This window comes from Roseomonas fluvialis (genome assembly GCF_022846615.1).
Taxonomy (GTDB): domain Bacteria; phylum Pseudomonadota; class Alphaproteobacteria; order Acetobacterales; family Acetobacteraceae; genus Neoroseomonas; species Neoroseomonas fluvialis.
In genome coordinates this window covers 1,296,441-1,313,718 of record NZ_AP025637.1, presented here as the reverse complement: position 1 = coordinate 1,313,718, position 17,278 = coordinate 1,296,441, and the positions used below count along the sequence as shown (strand labels likewise).

Genomic DNA, 17,278 nt, shown 5'->3' with positions numbered 1-17,278 from the left:
TGTTCGCATCACGCCAAGGTCAGTTCGCGCGCCAGTCGCGGATGCGCCGCAGCGTGGCGGCATCCAGCGTGCGCTCCCACTCCGCGAAGGCAGGCGCGAGCGCGGCCTGGAAGGCGGCGGTGTCGACCTCGGTGATGACCGTCATGCCGCGGCGGCGCAGCTCGGCCACGCCGGCCTCGTCATCGGCGGTCACGCGCGCGCGGTTGGCGGTCTGCGCCTCGCGCGCCGCCTGCTGGAACAGCGCGCGGTCGGCCGCGTTCAGGCGGCCCACCATGGCGGGGTTGCAAATCATCACCTGCGGCGAATAGACGTGGCGCGTCAGCGTCATGAAACGCTGCACCTGGTTCAGGTTGTTCGCCACGATCACCGAGATCGGGTTTTCCTGCCCATCGACCGTGCCCTGCTGCAGCGCCGGCACGAGTTCGCTGAACGCCATCGGCGTGGGCAGCGCGCCCAACTGCGTGAAGGCGCGCATGTGCACCTGGTTCTCCATGGTGCGGATCTTGAGGCCGCGCACATCGGCCGGGGTGTTCACCTCGCGCCGGGAGTTGGTCAGGTTGCGGAAGCCGTTCTCGATCCAGATCACGCCGACCAAGCCGCGCGCGGGAAAGCGGGCAAGCACCTGCTGGCCGATCTCGCCATCCAGCACGCCACGTGCATGGGTTGCGTCGCGGAACAGGAAGGGCACGTCGAAGATGCGCACTTCCGGCACGAAGTTCCCGACCGGGCCCGTCGAGGTGAAGGTGCAGTCGATCGTGCCGATCTGCACGCTTTCGATCATCTCGCGTTCGTTGTCGTTGCGCTGGGCGACCACGCGATAGCGGTTGTTGGTCAGGCGCTGGAACGCCTCCGCGAAGGTCGAGGCACCCACGCCGGTGTGGCTGTTGGCCGGCAGCGCGTGCTGCACGGTGATCTGGGTCTGCGCCATCGCGGGGGCGGCCGCGAAGGGCGCGGCCAGGGCGGCGGCGAGCGCCAGCCGGCGGGTCAGGGTCATTCTCGTGTTTCCTCCATGTCGAGCAGGACGCGACCCATAGCCGGGGCGCATCGCCCCTGGCAACGGTCGCGCACCACTGCCTGTCTTGCAGGCAGATGCCCGCGTCAGTGCGGCGGGGCGTCGTGGGGGGCCGGTATAGGCAGCCCGAGGGCGAGGACGTGGTTGGCGTTCTGCAGCCCCTCCCACATCAGCTCGAGCCCGATCCACGCGATCAGCGCGACACCGACATAGGCGATGATCTTGAAGCGGTCGAGCAGCCGCGCCAGGAAGCCGCCCAGCAGCCCCATCAGGATGATCGAGATCAGCAGGCCGATCACCAGCAGCGTGATGTCGTTGCGCGCCACCGCCGCGACCGCCAGCACGTTGTCGAGGCTCATGGAGACGTCGGCGATGACGATCTGCCACAGCGCGGCGGCGAGCGACTTCTCCTTGGCCTCGCCTTCCTCGCCTTCCTGCGTCTCGCCGTGGTGCAGCAATTCGCGCAGGAAGGTCCAGGCGATGTACAGCAGTGCCGCGCCACCGATGAAGGCAATCCACCACAGGCCGAGCAGGTAGGTCGCGAAGACCGAGAAGATGATGCGCAGCACCGCCGCGGCGACGATTCCGAACAGCACCGCGCGGCTGCGCTGGTGGGCCGGCAGCCCCGCCGCGGCCATGCCGATCACCACCGCGTTGTCCCCCGACAACACGATGTTCAGCCACATGATCTCGAGAAAGCGCGGCATCGCCGCGATGATGGCATCCATGCGTCCACTCCGGGCGCCGGCACCAAGACGGCCGGCGAACAGCAGCGGACGCTAGTCGCCACGCACGTCGCGGCAAGTTTCAACCGCGCAATGCGTCGTCCATGGACGCAGCATCAGTCCGGGCGGATGCCGCTTTCGCGCGCGATGCGCACCCAGCGCTCGGCATCCTCGTTCAGCCAGGGCTGCAGCTGCGCCGGCGGAATGATCAGCGGCTCGGTGAAGTTCGCCTTCAGCCGGTCGATCATCGGGGCGTCCATCGCACGGGTGAAAGCATCCTGCAGCCGTGCCAGGACCGGTGCGGGCACGCGGGCCTGCGTCAGCACGCCGTTCCAAACGCTGAGGTGGTAGCCGGGCACGCCCGATTCCGCGAGCGTCGGCACCTCCGCCAGCGCGCCGAGCCGGCGGTTCATGGTGACCGCCAGCGCCTTCACCGACCCGCCGCGGATATGCGGCGTGGAAGTGGCCGAGGCATCGAACAGCAGGTCGAGATCGCCCGCGATCATCGCCGCCACGGCCGGCGACGACCCGCGATAGGGCACGTGCACCACATCGAGTCCCGCCATGCGCGTGAGCATCACCTGCGACAGATGCGAGGACGATCCGTTGCCGACCGACCCGAACAGGATCTTGCCGGGCTCGGCCTTCATGCGCGCGATCGCCTCCTGCGCATTCGCCGGGTTCCAACGTCGCGGGTTGCAGACCATCACGTTGGGCATGTCCGCCATCATGCCCACGCCGACCAGGTCACGCCGAGGGTCGAAGGCCGGGTCCGGATACAGCACCGGGTTCACGCCCTGCGTGGCCATGGTGCCGAGCAGCAGGGTGTGGCCGTCGGGCTCGGCCTGCGCGGCGGCCTTGGCACCGATGTTGCCGCCGGCGCCGGGGCGATTCTCGACCACCACGGGCTGGCCGAGCTGGCGGCTCATGGCCTCGGCGGCAAGGCGGCCCATGATGTCGGTCACGCCGCCCGGCGGATAGGGCACGATGATGCGCAGCGGCTTGTTCGGGAAACCGCCCTGCGCATGCAGGGCGGGGGCGGCGAACATCACGGCGGATGCGGCGAGCACGCCGCGGCGGGTCAGGCGGGTCATGGCGGTTCTCTCCCTGGGTCTTGGTCTTGCCCGGGAGCGTGTCGCGCCTGTCATGCGCGCGCAAGCCCGCGCGCCCTGCGGGGCGCGCCCGCCCGCGGTCAGCGCAGCAGCGTCATGGCGGCCCAGCCGCAGGCCAGGACCGCCAGCATCGAGGGCCACAGCAGCCGCCACACCTGCGCCGGCCGCGTGCCGTCCGCGAGCAGGCCGCACACGAGCGCGGTCACGCCGACCGACATCCCCGCCCCCGCGGCGCCGGCGAAGTTGTGTACCGATGGTGCCAGCAGCGGCGGCAGCCCCGCCGCCAGGCCAAGCGCCTTCTGCACCGGCATCAGCGCCGCGTTCGACCCGACATTGCTGCCGGTGACCATCCCCGCGACCAGGCCCAGCGGCGGCACGGCGTAGGGCGCGGCGGCACCGAGCAGGTCCGCCGCCGCCTGCGCCAGAGCGCCCGTCGCTCCGCTGCCGGCCATCCAGCGCGCCAGCAGCACATACAGCATCAGCACCAGCGCCGGTCGCGCGGCGCGGCGCAGCGCACCCTCGGCGCGGCGCGCCGGCGCATCCCCGATGGCGAGCAGCGCCGCGGAGACCAGCAGAAGGACAATGGCGACATGCGTCACCGGAAAGGCCGGCAGCGCGGCATAAGGTTGCCAGGCCGGCGGCGCGGGCACTGCACGCGCGCCCAGCAGGGCCACGGTCAGCACCGCATAGGGTGCCAGGGCGCGGCCCGCCCGCGCCCAGCCCGGCGCATCGCGCGGCGGGTCGGCACGCCACAGCGCGAACAGCAGCGGTAGGCCGGCGGCCAGGATGCCCAGCACCTCGAAGGGCAGCACCCAATGGCCCGCGACCAGGATCACCGCCATGGCCAGCAGCATGGTCATCTGCGCCAGGCGCTCACCGGCCGGGACAGGCAGCCCGGCCGCTGCACACAGGCGCCAGCACACCGGCCCCAGCGCCAGCAGCCAGGCCGCGTTGGGCAGCGCCGTGAGCGCCGCGATATCCTGCGCCGGCACACCCACCAGCGCGGCGCCCAGCGCAGTGCCGGGACCAAGCCCGCCCCAGGGGATGAGGCAGAGCGCCAGCAATGCCAGCGCGGCCGCCGGCGCTCCGCGCACGCCCATGCCACGCAGCGCCGCCAGCGCGAAGACCGCGCCGACCGCGAAGCCGGTGACGCTTTCCATGAAGACGCCCATCAGCAGCGTGGCGGTGAAGATCGCGCGCGGCGTCGCGGCAGTAGGCGCAGCGGAGTCGCGCCGCTCCACCGCGGCATGGAACAGCAGACCACCCACCACGACGCCGATCGGCTGCACCGCAAGGAAGGCACCGCGCAGCGCCTCCTCGCCCAGGAAGGGCAGCAGGTTGGTGCCGGCCGGCAGCGAGACGAAGGCCGCCGGCAGCGTCGCGACAAGTGCCACGAGCACGGCCACGAGCGGCCCGGCGCGCCCCGAGACCAGCAGGCCCAACAGCAGCAGCAGCGGTGCCGATTGCAGGAGGAGTGTCACGCCGCGTGCCGTTCAGGGCCGCCAGCGGCGCGCGGCCCTGCCGCGGGCCGGGAGCGCACGGCGCGACCGCGCCCAACCTGCACGCCGCTGCCAGCGCACCAGTACCGGGCGCGCAAGCCAAGCGCATGCAAGCGCGCGCCCGGCGCCTGAGGGCACGCCAAGACTCGTCACGCCTCCAGCACGAAGGTCTTGCCGACGGCGCCCGGCACGACCACCGCCTCGCCATGCGCGCGTTCCAGCGCGTTCAGCGCGCGCCAGCCGGTGCAATGCGACGGGAACATCCAGCGCAGCCCGAAGCTGCCGAGGTCCGCCACCGTCTGCGGTATGACGCGTTCATTGGTGCCCGACAGATGGAAGCCGCCCATCACCGCCAGCAGCGGCAGGTCCGGCATCAGGCGCCGCGCCTCGTGCAGCACATTGACGATGCCGCAATGCGAGCAGGCGGAGAACACCACCAACCCCTTCCCGCGCAGGTTCACGGCGATGAAGCGCTCATCCGGCAACCATTCATCGGGCTGCCAGTCCGCGTCGTCATGCGCGCGGGCGACCTGGCCGGGCAGGCCGGTCTCGTACTCCGTCACGCGCGGGATCTCGCCGCTGACCAGCACATGGCCGGCGACCACGGCGGGTTCGCGCGAGACCTGCGGGGACGCGCCCATCGCAGCCCATTCGGCGGGTGCCGGCACGCGGTCCATCGGCAGCACGCCGCCATCGGGCTGGCGCGATCCGCGTTCGCGGAACATGCCCGGATGCAGGTGCAGCGGCACGTCCTGCCCGCCATTGGCCGCGCGGATCATATCGATCGCCTTCGGGATGCCGCCGGCATGGTCCCAATGGCCGTGCGAGAGCACCACCGCCTCGATCGCGCCGAAATCGACGCCGAGCCGCGGGCCGTTGCGCTCAACCGCGTAGTCCACCGGGCCGCCGTCGAACAGGATGCTGCGGCTTTCGCCCGCCTCGGTGACGGTGATGACCAGCGCCAGCCCGTGATTGGCGCAGCAGATCGCAGCCCCCGAGCTGCGCTTCATCCCCATCCGCTGCAACCGCACCCATTCGCGCGTGACGAAGGATGGCGTCGAGGACAGCGTGTCCGTGACGTTGTCCACCAGGATGGTTATCTCGATCCGATCCACCGGCCGAGGTGCCAGCATGCCAACGTTCCTTCCCGATCCCTACGCAGCCTATGGCAGCAACCTGTGGCACGACCAGATGCGCCGGCGCTGCCCTGATGCGCGCGTGGCAGGGAGCGCCCTGCTGCAGGGCTGGCGGCTGGTGGTACGGAAATACGCGCTGATCGAACGCGACGACGCCGCGTCCTGCCCGATCGGCTTGTGGCAGGTGACGGCAGCGTGCCTCGAATCGCTGGACCGATACGAGGGTCCGCGCACCTACAGGCGCGTCCAGGTGCCGCTGCCCGGTGGCGGCGTGGCCTGCACCTATACCGAGATCCGTATCCGCCCCGGCCCTCCGGCGGCGGAATACGTGCAGCGCCTGCGCGCCGGGTACCGCGACTTCGGCTTCGACACCGTGGTGCTGGAGGCCGCCGTAGCGCAGTCGGGCTTCAGCGCCGTCGCGCCTCCGCCACCGTGACCACCACGGCACCGGCCAGGATCACGCCGGCGCCGAGCCAGGTCCAGCCATCCGGCACTTCGTTGAAGATCGCCCAGCCGAAGCCGGCCACCACGATCAGCCGCAGATACTGGAAGGGCGCGATGGCGGAGGCCTCGCCATGCCGATACGCGCTGGTGATCAGCCAGATGATCCCCGGTGCGAAACCGGCGACCGAGGCCAGGATCAGCAGATCGACAAACCCCAGCGGCACCCAGGCCATGAATGCGAAGGGCGCGGACCCCGCCGTGGTCACCAGCCCGACCCAGGCCATGATCGTGGTGTTGCGGTCCTGCTGCGCCAGCACGCGCGAGGACAGCGTGATGCCGCACCAGGTCACGGCGGACGCCAGCGCCAGCGCCACGCCCAGCATCGACACCGTCGTGCCCGGCCGCAGCATCACCGCCACGCCGACGAAGCCCGCGATGGTGCCGGCCCAGCGCCAGTGGTCCACGCGCTCGCCCAGAACGGGGCCAGCCAGCAGCGTGGTGAACATCACGTTGGTGAAGGACAGCACCGTCGCGGTCGCGAGGTCGAGCGGCCCGAATGACGCGTAGTAGAAGCCCCAGGTCAGCAATGATGACGACCCGCGCAACAGGTGCAGCCCGGGCCTTTGCGTGCGGAACACGGCCAGGCCCGTCGCCGCGATGATGGGCGCCACCCAAAGCAATTGCCCGAGCGACCGCGCGAAGACCTGCACCTCGACCGGGATGCCGCGCGCGGTCATCAGGCGGATCGCCAGCGCCTCGGCGGCGAACAGGATCGCCGCCACCGCCATCAGCGCACCGCCGCGCAGGTTGCCCGAAAGTCCCTGGAACATTGACGGCGGCTGCCTCCGGCGTAGCGTCAGCCAGATAGCGGCGGGGCGCGCGCCGCGTCCAGGCAGGAAGGATGGTGCATGGCGGACATGGCAGCAGTGGATCGCGGCCCCATCCTGGTCTGGGGCGCGGGCGCGATCGGCGGGACGATCGGCGCCGCGCTGGTGCGCGCCCGCCACGCCGTGGTCTTCGTGGACATCGAGGCCGACCACGTCGCCGCGATCGCCGACCCGGCGCGCGGGCTGTCCATCGAAGGCCCGGTGGATGCGCACCGCATCGTCGCCCCCGCCTTCACGCCGCCGACCGTGCACGGCGTCTACCGGCGCATCTTCCTCTGCGTGAAGGCGCATCATACGGAAGCCGCCTGCCGCGCGCTGCTGCCGCACCTCGCCCCGGATGGCTACGTGCTGTCGCTGCAGAACGGGCTGTGCGAGACCATCATCGCGCCGATCATCGGCGCCAAACGCACGGTCGGCTGCTTCGTGAACTTCTCCGCAGACTGGCACGGGCCTGGGCAGATCCTGTACGGCGGCCGCGGCGCGCTGGTGCTGGGCGAACTGGATGGCAGCACCACGCCGCGCCTGACCGCGCTGCACGCGCTGCTGCGCGATGTCTTCGAACCCAACGCCATCATCACGCCGAACATCTGGGGCTACCTGTGGGGCAAGCTCGGCTACGGGGCGATGCTGTTCGCCCAAGCGCTGGGCGAGAAAGGCATCGCCGACTGCCTGGCGCGACCCGAATTGCTGCCGCTTTGGCGCGCGCTGGGTGGCGAGGCGATCGCGGTGGCACGCGCGGAAGGCGTGACACCGCTCGGCTTCAACGGCTTCGACCCCGCGGCCTTCTCGCCAGGTGCGACCGAGGCGCAGGCGGCCGCCTCGGTCGCCGCCATGGTCGAATTCAACCGACCGAACGCCAAGACGCATTCGGGCGTGTGGCGCGACCTGTGGGTGCGCCGCCGCCGCACCGAGATCGACGTGCAGATCGCCCCGATCGCCGAGATCGGCGCCAGGCACGGCATCCCCTGTCCGGCAGTGCGCCGGCTGGTTGCGATGACGCATGAGTGCGAAGCGGGCACGCGCCCGATGTCCGACGCCAACCTCACGGAGATGCTGCCATGAAGGACTACGACTTCGCCGGCACGGTGGTGGCCGTGACCGGCGCAGGCCACGGCTTCGGGCGCGCCATCGCGCAGTCCTTTGCGGCGCTCGGCGCGCAGGTCTACGCGACCGACCTCTCGGCCGAGGAACTCGAGGAGACCGCCGACCATCCGGGCGCCATCCACACCTCGGCCTTCGACCTGACGGCGCCGGGGGCGGCGAAGAACTGGATCGCCGAAGTCGAACGCCACGCGGAAGCACCGGTCGGCGTGCTGGCGTCGAATGCCGGCGGCGTCCGTGGCCAGGTGATGCGCCCGCTGGAGACCGTGCCCGAAAGCGACTGGCACGACATCATCGCGATCAACCTGCATGCGCATTTCCTGCTCGCGCAGGCGGTCGCACCCGGCATGAAGCGCGCCGGGCACGGGCGGATCGTGACAATCAGCTCCGGCGCGGGGCTGCAGCCGAGTCGCACCGGCATCCAGGCGTACACCAGCGCCAAGCACGGGCTGATCGGCCTGACGCGGCAACTGGCGCACGAACTCGGCCCGCACGGCATCAACGCGAACAGCGTGGCACCGGGGCTGATCCTGTCGAACCCCGCGAGTATCCGGCAATGGGAAGCCTACGGCACGGAAGGCCAGGCGCGGGTGATGTCGTCGATCGCGCTGCGCCGGCTGGGCGAGGCGCAGGACATCGCGAATGCCGTGCTGTTCCTGGCCTCGCCCATGGCGAACTACATCAACGGCCAGGTGCTGAGCGTGGATGGCGGGAAGTAGCCGCGGGTCTTGAAGCGCGCGCCGCGCGGGCCGACCTGAAGGGGCATGGACCCGAAGGCGCTTCTCGATCGCTTCCTTGGCCCGAACGCCGCCGCCGGCGCGGGCGACCTCGCACAGCGCGCGCGCGGTGCGCTTGGCGGCAATGCGGGCATGCTGGCGGGCGGCGCCGCGGCCGGCGGGCTGCTCGCGCTGCTGCTCGGCAGCAAGAAAGTGCGCAAGATCGCCGGCGGCGCGGTCGGCTACGGTGGCGCGGCGGCGCTGGGCGCGCTGGCCTACCGGGCCTGGCAGGGCTGGCAGCAGGGCGCGCCGGCCACCACGGCGGCGCCGGCCCAACCGCAGGCGCCGCTCGCGCTGCCGGCGCCCCCGCCCGCCTTCGCGGCAACGACCCCCGAATTCCAGCTGGGGCTGGTGCGCGCCATGGCCGGTGCCGCCATGGCCGACGGGCATGTCGACGCAACCGAGCGCGAGACGATCTTCGGCCATGTCGATCGCCTCGGGCTCGACGCCGAGGCCAAGGGCTTCGTCTTCGACCTGCTGCAGCGTCCGCCATCGCTCGAGGACATCGCCGCCGGCGCCAGCACGCAGGAACAGGCGGCGGAGATCTACCTGGCCGCGCGCCTGGCGATCGATCCCGACCATCCGGCCGAACGCGCCTGGCTGCAGGCGCTGGCGCATCGGCTGCGCCTGCCGGACGGCCTGGCCGCCCATCTCGACGGGCAGGCGTCGCAGGTGCTCGGGCAGCCCTAGAGCGCCATCGGCCCGCGCGGCGCGCTGTCACGCCACGCGCCGCCCGGCCGCCGACGCATCAGTCCAGCGTCGTCAGCAGTCCCGCCATCAGCTTCGCCCGCGGCACCAGGCTGTCGATCAGCACGTGTTCCTCGAGCGTATGGGCCAGCGCGCCCTGCACGCCCAAGCCGTCGAGCGTTGCGACGCCCATCGCGCCGGTGAAGTTGCCATCCGACCCGCCGCCGCTCGATTGCGGGTTGATGTCGTAGCCGATGGCGTTCGCGATGCGCCGCGCCTGGCCGAACAGAGCCATGCCTTTCGCATCCGCCTCCCACACGGGGCGCGTCACACCGCGCGTCACCTCCAGCAGCACGTCGTTGGCTCCTGAGCGCAGCCCCAGCATCCGCTGCACGCCGGCGTCCAGGTCCTCCTGCCGCTTGGCCATGGACAGCGCCTCGGCCTCGCAGGTGGTGGACACGCAGTTCACCCATTGCCCGCCATGGATGACGCCGACCGAGAAGGTGCAGTCGTCGGTCGTCATGTCCTCGATGGCGACGATCTGCTTCGCCATTTCGCGGATCGCGCTGCGGCCTTCGGCCAGCCGGGCGCCGGCATGCGAGGGCCGCCCCGTCGTCTTCAGGTTGAAGCGCGCGATGGCGTAGCGCCCCGTCACCACGCCGCCATCGGGGCGCGCGGGTTCGGGCACCAGCACGTAGGCGTTGCGTGCCGCCTCGGCCTCGATGATGTCGCGCGTGGAGGGGCTGCCGATTTCCTCGTCGGAGGTCAGCAGGAAGGTCACCGGCAGCTTCGTCTGCATCCCGGCGGCGAGGATCAGGCGGATCGCCTCCACGCTGATGACGGTGCCCCCCTTCATGTCGAGGATTCCCGGCCCGTAGCAGCGATTCCCTTCGCGCCGGATCGGCAGCTTCGCGAGCGTGCCGACCGGATGCACCGTGTCGAGATGCGCCATCACGCAGATGCCCGGCGCGGCATCGCCCGCCGGATGCGGGAAGCGCGCGCGCACGCAGTCGCCCAGCCCCATGCGGCCCGGGATGCGGTCGATCCGCGCACCCAGCAACGCGAGGTCGCGCGCCGCCAGGTCCATCATGCGGTTCACCGCCGCGGCGTCGAAGGTGGGGCTCTCGCAGGCCGCCCAGCGGGTCAGGCGCGCCAGGATCTCCTCGACGTCGAAGGGCAGCGCGGTGGCGGGGAATTCGGTCATCGGTGGCATCACTCCGCAAGATCGTGAGGCAGCGTCCAACGCCGCGGCCCGCGCGGCAAGGGCACCCCGCTTTCGAACGCCCGCGCCCGGCGTGCTGGCGCGTTGTCCGATCGGCCGGCGCCAGTCCGCTCCCCCACCTGGCCACCCAACGACAGGATCCTGGATGGGTGGCCAGGCCGGTGCCGATACCGGCGGTTCGGAAAATGCGCTAGCACTGCACCCATGAGTGCGACCACACGCCCCCGCCCGCGTCCCGTGCCACAGACCGGCCCCGCCGTCTGGACCGCGGCGGACCTCACCGCGGCGGACTGGATGGTGCCCGTGGGCACCGAGGAAGCGGCGGAGCTGGAGGCGGCGCTCACGGCGGCGCAGGCCGCCGCGCCGGTGCCGCCGCTCACGCGCCTCGCGCCGATCCTGGCGGATGTGACGGCGCGGCTCGACACCGGGCGCGGCTTCTGTCTGCTGCGCGGCCTGCCCTTCGACCGGCACGGCGCCGCGGCGGCGGAAGCGGCGCTGGTGGCGCTCGGCGAACATATCGGACAGCCATTGGTGCTCGGTGGCGCGGCGGTCTCGCGCCTGACCGGCCCGCCGCCGCAGGAGCCCGGCACCTCGGGCCCGCCGCGCTTCCATATCGAGGCCTGCGACGCGATCGCGCTGCTGTGCCTGGCAAACGGGCCGGAGGCGCCGGCGCATGTCATGGTCTCGGCCGGTGCCGTGCACAACGAGGTGATGCGCCGCGACCGCGCCGCGCTGGCCGAATTGTACGAACCCGCGCCGCTGATCGAGGACGGTGCAATGGCCGCTCGCGCTGTCTTCACCATGACCGAAGGCGCCTTCGCCGCGCGCTATACGCGCACAGCGGTCGAGGCCGCGGCCGCGCTGCCGCAGCCAGGCGCCGCGCCGCTGCCCGCCGGCCTGCTGCCCGCCTTCGATCTGCTGGACGCGGTCTGCGCCGAGCCGACGCTCATGCTGAAGCTGGAACCCCGGCCGGGCGACCTGCTGCTGTTCAATCCACATCTGGTCTGGAAGCGGCGCACCCTGGCCGAGACAGCGTTGGACGCGCCGGAGGCGGCGCAGGAATTCCGCCGCCTGCGCGTCACCATGGCGCATTCGCGCCGCACCGTGGCGGAACCTGCCTGATGCGCCTGCTCGTCGCCAACGCCAATACCACCGAGGCGATCACGCAGGCCTGCGCGGACGCCGCGCGCGCCGCCGCCGCGCCGGGCACCGAAATCATCCCCGCCACGCCGCGCTTCGGCCCGGCGGTGATCTCGTCCCGCGCCGAGAACGTGATCGCCGGCCATGCGCTGCTGGAATTGCTGGCTGAGCACGCCGGGCAGGTCGATGCCGTGCTGCTGGCGGTCAGCCACGACACCGCGCTGGACGCGGCGCGGCAGATGATGCCCTGCCCCGTCGTGGGCATGACCGAGGCCGCCTGCCTGGTCGGCTGCATGGCCGGCGGGCGCTTTGGCCTGGTGACCTTCGGTGGCGTCGAGACCTATCGCGAGCTGGTGGGGCGGCACGGAGTGTCGTCGCGCCTGGCCGGGGTCGCCGGCGTGGACGCAACGCCGCCCGAGGCAGTGGCCGATCCCGAGGGCGTGGGTGCGAAGGTCCTGGCGGCGGTCGAATCCCTCGCCGCGCAGGGTGCGGATTCCGTGGTGCTGGCCGGCGCCGCGCTGGCTGGCTTCGACCGCCGGCTCCGGGCGCGCGCACCGGTCGCTCTGCTGGACGGCATGGCCTGCGGCGTTCGGATGGCAGAATTGCTGGTGGCGCTGCAACTTCCGAAGCCCCGCAGCGGTTCCTACGCCGCGCTCAGCGGGCGCAGCGGGATCGAACTTTCTCCGGCGCTCGCGGCGATGCTGCGCGGAGGACAGTGAAGGAGCGGCGCCATGCGTCTCGGGGGTCGGGAAAGCCGCAATGTCGAGGACCGGCGCGGCAGCCGCATGGGCGGGCGCGGCATGGCGATCGGCGGCGGCTTCGGCGGCATCGCCATCCTGCTGATCGCGCTGTTGTTCGGCATCGACCCGAACGAACTTCTGCAAGGCACCCAGCCGCCGCCGCAGCAGGCGCAGCAGCGCCAGATGACGGCCGAGGACGAGGCCGGTCGCCGCTTCGTGGCCCAGGTGCTGGGCGAGACCGAGGAGGTCTGGCGCGACGAATTCGCTCGCCGCGGCGCGCGCTATGAGGAACCGACGCTGGTGCTGTTCTCCGGCGCCACGCAATCGGGCTGCGGCTTCGCGCAGGCGCAGGTGGGGCCGTTCTACTGCCCGCGGGACCGGCGCATCTACATCGACCTCGACTTCATGGCGGATCTCCAACGGCGGCTGCGCGCGGGGGGCGACTTCGCCGCCGCCTACATCATCGCGCATGAGGTCGGGCACCATGTGCAGAACCTGATGGGCGTGCTGGGCCGCGTGGAGCAGGCGCGGCGCAGCCAGGGCGAGGCGGCGGGCAATGCGATGAGCGTGCGCGTCGAATTGCAGGCCGATTGCCTGGCCGGCGTCTGGGCACGGCGTGCCCATGAAGCGCGCAACATCCTGGAACGCGGCGACATCGAGGAAGGCATCAACGCCGCCGCGGCTGTCGGCGACGACCGGCTGCAGCGCGCCGGGCACGGGCATGTCGCACCCGAAAGCTTCACCCACGGGACGTCGGCGCAGCGCGTCGGTTGGTTCCGGCGCGGGTTGGAGAGCGGCCGGATGGAAGCCTGCGACACCTTCGCCGACCCGCGCTGAGGGCGCCCGGAACGCACGCCTCGGGCGCCTGGAACGGCGCTTGCACGATCCTGCGCCGCATGTGGGAATGCCGCCCTGGTGCTGGGCGCGGCAGGAAAGGGTTCACGATGATCAACCGGCGTGGGGTTTTCGGCTTGGCGGCGGCGGGTGTCGCGTTGCCGGCCCTGGTGCGCGCGCAGGGCGCGCCGCAATTCACCTTCCGGCTGCACTCCTTCTCCTCGCCCACCGCGCTCGACCACACCATGCACCTCGATCGCTGGGCGGAGCGCATCGGCGCGGCGTCGGGCGGGCGCATCAAGGTCGAGGTCTATCCCGCCATGCAGCTGGGCGGGCAGCCGCGCGACCTGGTGCAGCAGCTCGAGGACGGCGTGGTCGACATGATCTGGACCGTGCCGGGCTTCACGCCGGGCCGCTTCATGGGCGTCGAGGGGCTCGAACTGCCCTTCATGAACACCGGCCTGTCGGTCAGCGAAAGCCCGGCGGCCTTCAACTTCGTGCAGAAGCACCTGGCCGACAACGAGTTCCGCGGCATCAAGATCATCGCCATCAACGCGACCGACCGCGCGCTGGTGCACACCACGCGCAAGCCGATCCGCACGCTGGAGGATTGGCGCGGTCTGCGCATCCGCGTGGCCGGGCGCTGGATCGGCGAGGCGGTAACCGCGTTGGGTGCCACGCCGGTCGGCATCGCCCTGCCCGGCGTTTACGAGGCGCTGGCTCGCGGCCAGGTGGACGGGATGATGATCAACTGGGCGATCACCCAGCCCTTCCGCTTCTACGAGGTCGCGAAGTTCCACTCGCAGCCCGCCGGCGGCATTTTCCAGGGCATGATCCTGACGCTGATGAGCCAGCGTTCGTACAACCGCCTGCCGGCCGACCTGAAGGCGGTGATCGACGCGGATTCCGGCGCGCCGCTCTCGGCCCGTCTGGGCGAGATCTGGGACAGCCAGACCCAGCCCGCCATCGACGCCACGCGCGCTGCGCCCGGCAACGAGATCATCGACATCCCCGATGCCGAGAAGGCGCGCTGGCGCACCGCCGTGCAGCCTGTCTATGACGCCTGGATCGCCGAGATGAACCGGCGCGGGCGCAACGGCCGCGCGATGTTCGACGACATCCAGGCGATCGCGGCCTCCGCGCGGTCGTGACGCGGCTGCGCTCGGTGCTGACCGCGCTCGCGCAGGCGGGCGCGCTGGTTGGCGGCGTGCTGCTGTTGGCGGCTGTCGGCGTGACCTGCGCATCGGTCGTGCGCGGGGCCTTCGGCCGGCCGATCCTGGGCGATTCGGAAATCGTGGAAATGTCGCTCGGCGTGGCGGTCGCGCTGTACCTGCCCTGGGCGGAGATGCGCGGCAGCCACGTGATCGTCGATGTCTTCACCACGCGGCTGCCGGCACGCGGCGTCGCCTGGCTGGATGCCGCCATGCGCGCCTGCGTGGCGCTGGTCGCGACCGTGCTGGCGGTGCAGATCACCGACGGCGCGTGGCGGCAATGGGACCGGGAGCGCGCGACGATGTTCCTCGAACTGCCCTACTGGTGGGGCTATGCGGGGGCGGCGGTTGGGCTCGCGCTGTGGACCGTCACGGCAGGTTTCGTCGCGGTGGAACGCTTCCAGGACGCGCGGCGGCCCGCATGACCGGCTTCGAGATCGGGCTGGCGATGTTCGCCGCCGTGCTGGTGCTGATCGCGCTGCGCATGCCGGTCGGTGTCGCGATGCTGCTGGTGGGGGGCCTGGGCTATGCCGCCATCACGGGCTGGACGCCGCTGCTGGCGACGCTGCGTTCCATGTCGTTCAGCAAGTTCTCCTCCTACACGCTGTCGGTCATTCCGCTGTTCCTGCTGATGGGGGATTTCGCGACCAAGGGCGGGCTGAACCGCGCCCTGTTCGCGGCCGCGCGCGCCTGGCTGGGGCATCGGCGCGGCGGGCTGGGGTTGGCCACCATCGGTGGCTGCGCGGCCTTTGGCGCCATCTGCGGATCCTCGCTCGCGACCGCCGCCACCATGAGCCAGGTGGCGCTGCCGGAGATGCGCCGGCATGGCTATTCACCGGCACTCGCCACCGGCACGCTGGCGGCGGGCGGGACGCTCGGCATCCTGATCCCGCCCTCGGTGATCCTGGTGATCTACGCGATCTACACGGAACAGAGCATCGGCGTGATGTTCATCGCGGCCGTCATCCCCGGCATCCTCGCGACGCTGTGCTACATGGCCGTGGTCAACATCTACGCCCGCGTCGTGCCCGGCGCCGCGCCGCCGGCCGAACGTATCCCGTGGCGCGCGCGCCTGCGCCCGACGCTGGAGGTCTGGCCAGTCATCCTGGTCTTCGTGCTGGTGGTGACCGGGATGTATGCGGGCTGGTTCAGCGCGACCGAGGGTGCCGCCGTGGGCGCGGCCGCGACCGGCGTGCTGGCTGTCACGCTGGGGGGCATGCGCTGGCAGGGGCTGAAGGAGAGCCTGCTGTCGACCGCCGAGACCACCGGCCTGATCTTCATCATGCTGCTGGGGGCGGAATTGTTCAGCGCCGCGCTGGCGCTGTCGCGGGTGCCGGCGGAATTGTCATCGGTGATCGCGGGTCTGGATGTGCCGCCGCTCGCGATCCTGTTCGCCATCCTGCTGATCTACTTCATCCTCGGCTGCTTCATGGAAAGCATGGCGATGGTGCTGCTGACGCTGCCCATCTTCATCCCGCTGATGCTGGCGCTGGATTTCGGGCTGACCCCGCAGCAGGTGCTGGTGTGGTTCGGCATCCTGGTACTGGTCAGCGTCGAGGTGGGGATGATCTCGCCGCCCTTCGGGCTCAACCTGTTCGTCATCAACGCCATGGCGAAGGATGTGCCGATGGGCCAGACCTATCGTGGCGTGATGGGCTTCGTGGCGTCGGACGTCGTGCGCATCATCCTGCTGGTGCTCGCCCCGGTGCTGTCGCTGTGGCTGCCGGGGTTGTGGTGACTACCCCGCGCGCACCGTGATGCCACGCTCGGCATAGTAGCGCGCGGCACCCGGGTGGAAGGGCAAGACGCTGTTGGCCGGCGCATTCTGGGCGCGCGTGCCGGCGGCGCTGGCGTGGATCTCGGCGCGCGGATCGGTGGCTGACAACGCGGCGCGCGTGACGCGATACGCAGCCTCGTCCGACAGCCCGGCATTGCCCACGACGAAGTTCCAGGCCGCGAAGGACAGGATCGGCGCATCCTGGCCGCGATAGGTGCCCGGCGGCAGCGTCGTATCCGCCAGGTAGGGAAGCCGCGCGCGCACTGCAGCGACGACCGGCACATCGAGCCCGAAGATCAGAACATCCGCCTGCTGCTGCGCCGCCACCAGCGACGGGATCGGCACGATCGCCCCCTGCCAGAGCGCATCCATCCCGCCGGTGACCAGCAGGCGCGTCATCTCGGCCGGGTCGCCTGAGACGATGGTCGCCTCCATCCCCGCCGCGGCGAGGGCGGCGCGCAGGAAGGTCTCGGCCGGGCCACGCGCGGGCCCCGCACCCACGCGCTTGCCCGCCAGGTCCGCGAAGCGCGCGATGCCCGAGGCGCGCAGCACGCCCACCTGGAAGGACGTCTCGTACATCGGGAACAGCGCACGAACGCGTCCGTGCACGCGCCCACCGGCGGCCGGCGTGCCCGCCACCGCATCCGCCGCCGACCCCAGGAAGGCGGTGCCGAGCGCGCCGGCATCATCCTCGACCTTCGCCAGGTTCTCGAGCGAGCCGGCGCTGCGTTCCACCGTGACCGCCACGCCCTGCTTCGCGAGGAAGGCGGCGAGCCCCTCGCCATAGGGCAGGAAGGCGCTGCCCGCGCCGGCGGTATACAGGCGCAGCGGCGCCTGCGCGGCGGCAGGCAGGGCCGCAACCGCGAGCGGCACAGCAAGCAGAAGGCGTCGGCGCATCGGTGTCTCCTGGTCCCGTACGGCATGGTGGCACGGCCCGCGCTTGTCGCGCAGCGCCTTCTGCCGGCGGGTGCCGCG

At 71.4% G+C, this 17,278-nt stretch carries 18 protein-coding genes; 10 read left to right on the top strand and 8 right to left on the bottom strand.

Annotated elements, in window-relative coordinates; all coding sequences use genetic code 11:
• Positions 1-19 precede the first annotated feature (19 nt).
• The 5 genes from MWM08_RS06425 to MWM08_RS06405 all read right to left on the bottom strand — a co-directional run bounded on the left by MWM08_RS06425 (position 20) and on the right by MWM08_RS06405 (position 5,481).
• Complete coding sequence (locus MWM08_RS06425; protein ID WP_244458635.1) at positions 20-994, bottom strand: DctP family TRAP transporter solute-binding subunit; 975 nt, start codon at positions 992-994, stop codon at positions 20-22.
• Positions 995-1,098: 104 nt separating this feature from the next.
• Complete coding sequence (locus tag MWM08_RS06420) at positions 1,099-1,740, bottom strand: YjbE family putative metal transport protein (RefSeq protein WP_244458634.1); 642 nt, start codon at positions 1,738-1,740, stop codon at positions 1,099-1,101.
• A 113-nt stretch (positions 1,741-1,853) separates the two neighbouring features.
• A complete protein-coding gene (locus MWM08_RS06415) occupies positions 1,854-2,831 on the bottom strand; it encodes a Bug family tripartite tricarboxylate transporter substrate binding protein (RefSeq protein WP_244458633.1) in 978 nt (325 codons plus the stop codon).
• Positions 2,832-2,929: 98 nt separating this feature from the next.
• Positions 2,930-4,330 carry an L-lactate permease gene (locus MWM08_RS06410; protein ID WP_244458632.1) on the bottom strand — a complete coding sequence of 467 codons (1,401 nt, stop codon included), beginning with the start codon at positions 4,328-4,330 and terminating at the stop codon, positions 2,930-2,932.
• Positions 4,331-4,497: 167 nt separating this feature from the next.
• Positions 4,498-5,481, bottom strand: a complete 984-nt coding sequence (locus MWM08_RS06405) for an MBL fold metallo-hydrolase (protein ID WP_244458631.1) — start codon at positions 5,479-5,481, stop codon at positions 4,498-4,500.
• Here MWM08_RS06405 and MWM08_RS06400 point away from each other — a divergent pair.
• The gene (locus MWM08_RS06400; protein WP_244458630.1) at positions 5,480-5,920 is read left to right on the top strand and encodes a gamma-glutamylcyclotransferase family protein; all 441 of its coding nucleotides are present in this window, start codon (positions 5,480-5,482) and stop codon (positions 5,918-5,920) included. The genes MWM08_RS06405 and MWM08_RS06400 overlap by 2 nt on opposite strands.
• Here the strand turns inward: MWM08_RS06400 and MWM08_RS06395 are convergent.
• Positions 5,892-6,758: a DMT family transporter gene (locus tag MWM08_RS06395; protein WP_244458629.1), complete on the bottom strand. Its 867-nt coding sequence runs from the start codon at positions 6,756-6,758 to the stop codon at positions 5,892-5,894. The genes MWM08_RS06400 and MWM08_RS06395 overlap by 29 nt on opposite strands.
• Before the next feature lie 78 nt (positions 6,759-6,836).
• Here MWM08_RS06395 and MWM08_RS06390 point away from each other — a divergent pair, with 78 nt between their 5' ends.
• Genes MWM08_RS06390 through MWM08_RS06380 form a run of 3 tightly spaced genes read left to right on the top strand, consistent with a single transcriptional unit; the run spans position 6,837 to position 9,382 of the window.
• On the top strand, positions 6,837-7,877 hold the full coding sequence (locus tag MWM08_RS06390) for a ketopantoate reductase family protein (protein WP_244458628.1): 1,041 nt from the start codon (positions 6,837-6,839) through the stop codon (positions 7,875-7,877).
• Positions 7,874-8,635, top strand: a complete 762-nt coding sequence (locus MWM08_RS06385) for an SDR family NAD(P)-dependent oxidoreductase (protein ID WP_244458627.1) — start codon at positions 7,874-7,876, stop codon at positions 8,633-8,635. Before MWM08_RS06390 ends, MWM08_RS06385 begins: the two co-directional genes overlap by 4 nt.
• 45 nt (positions 8,636-8,680) lie before the next feature.
• Positions 8,681-9,382, top strand: coding sequence for a tellurite resistance TerB family protein (locus MWM08_RS06380; protein WP_244458626.1), 702 nt, complete (start codon positions 8,681-8,683; stop codon positions 9,380-9,382).
• A 58-nt stretch (positions 9,383-9,440) separates the two neighbouring features.
• Here MWM08_RS06380 and MWM08_RS06375 read toward each other — a convergent pair whose 3' ends face one another.
• Positions 9,441-10,583, bottom strand: coding sequence for a M20/M25/M40 family metallo-hydrolase (locus MWM08_RS06375; protein WP_244458625.1), 1,143 nt, complete (start codon positions 10,581-10,583; stop codon positions 9,441-9,443).
• 222 nt (positions 10,584-10,805) lie between these two features.
• Between MWM08_RS06375 and MWM08_RS06370 the strand changes: the two genes are divergently transcribed.
• The 6 genes from MWM08_RS06370 (at position 10,806) to MWM08_RS06345 (ending at position 16,264) form a co-directional block, all read left to right on the top strand.
• Complete coding sequence (locus tag MWM08_RS06370; RefSeq protein WP_244458624.1) at positions 10,806-11,723, top strand: TauD/TfdA family dioxygenase; 918 nt, start codon at positions 10,806-10,808, stop codon at positions 11,721-11,723.
• A complete protein-coding gene (locus tag MWM08_RS06365) occupies positions 11,723-12,460 on the top strand; it encodes an aspartate/glutamate racemase family protein (RefSeq protein WP_244458623.1) in 738 nt (245 codons plus the stop codon). Before MWM08_RS06370 ends, MWM08_RS06365 begins: the two co-directional genes overlap by 1 nt.
• Before the next feature lie 12 nt (positions 12,461-12,472).
• Complete coding sequence (gene ypfJ, locus MWM08_RS06360) at positions 12,473-13,318, top strand: KPN_02809 family neutral zinc metallopeptidase (protein ID WP_244458622.1); 846 nt, start codon at positions 12,473-12,475, stop codon at positions 13,316-13,318.
• 107 nt (positions 13,319-13,425) lie between these two features.
• The gene (locus MWM08_RS06355; protein WP_244458621.1) at positions 13,426-14,466 is read left to right on the top strand and encodes a TRAP transporter substrate-binding protein; all 1,041 of its coding nucleotides are present in this window, start codon (positions 13,426-13,428) and stop codon (positions 14,464-14,466) included.
• Complete coding sequence (locus tag MWM08_RS06350) at positions 14,463-14,951, top strand: TRAP transporter small permease (RefSeq protein WP_244458620.1); 489 nt, start codon at positions 14,463-14,465, stop codon at positions 14,949-14,951. The genes MWM08_RS06355 and MWM08_RS06350 overlap by 4 nt, the downstream gene beginning before the upstream one ends.
• Entirely contained in the window at positions 14,948-16,264 is a 1,317-nt protein-coding gene (locus MWM08_RS06345; RefSeq protein WP_244458619.1) for a TRAP transporter large permease, read from the top strand. The genes MWM08_RS06350 and MWM08_RS06345 overlap by 4 nt, the downstream gene beginning before the upstream one ends.
• On the opposite strand, the gene MWM08_RS06340 is transcribed toward MWM08_RS06345, so the two are convergent.
• Positions 16,265-17,200, bottom strand: a complete 936-nt coding sequence (locus MWM08_RS06340) for a TAXI family TRAP transporter solute-binding subunit (RefSeq protein ID WP_244458618.1) — start codon at positions 17,198-17,200, stop codon at positions 16,265-16,267.
• Positions 17,201-17,278 lie beyond the last annotated feature (78 nt).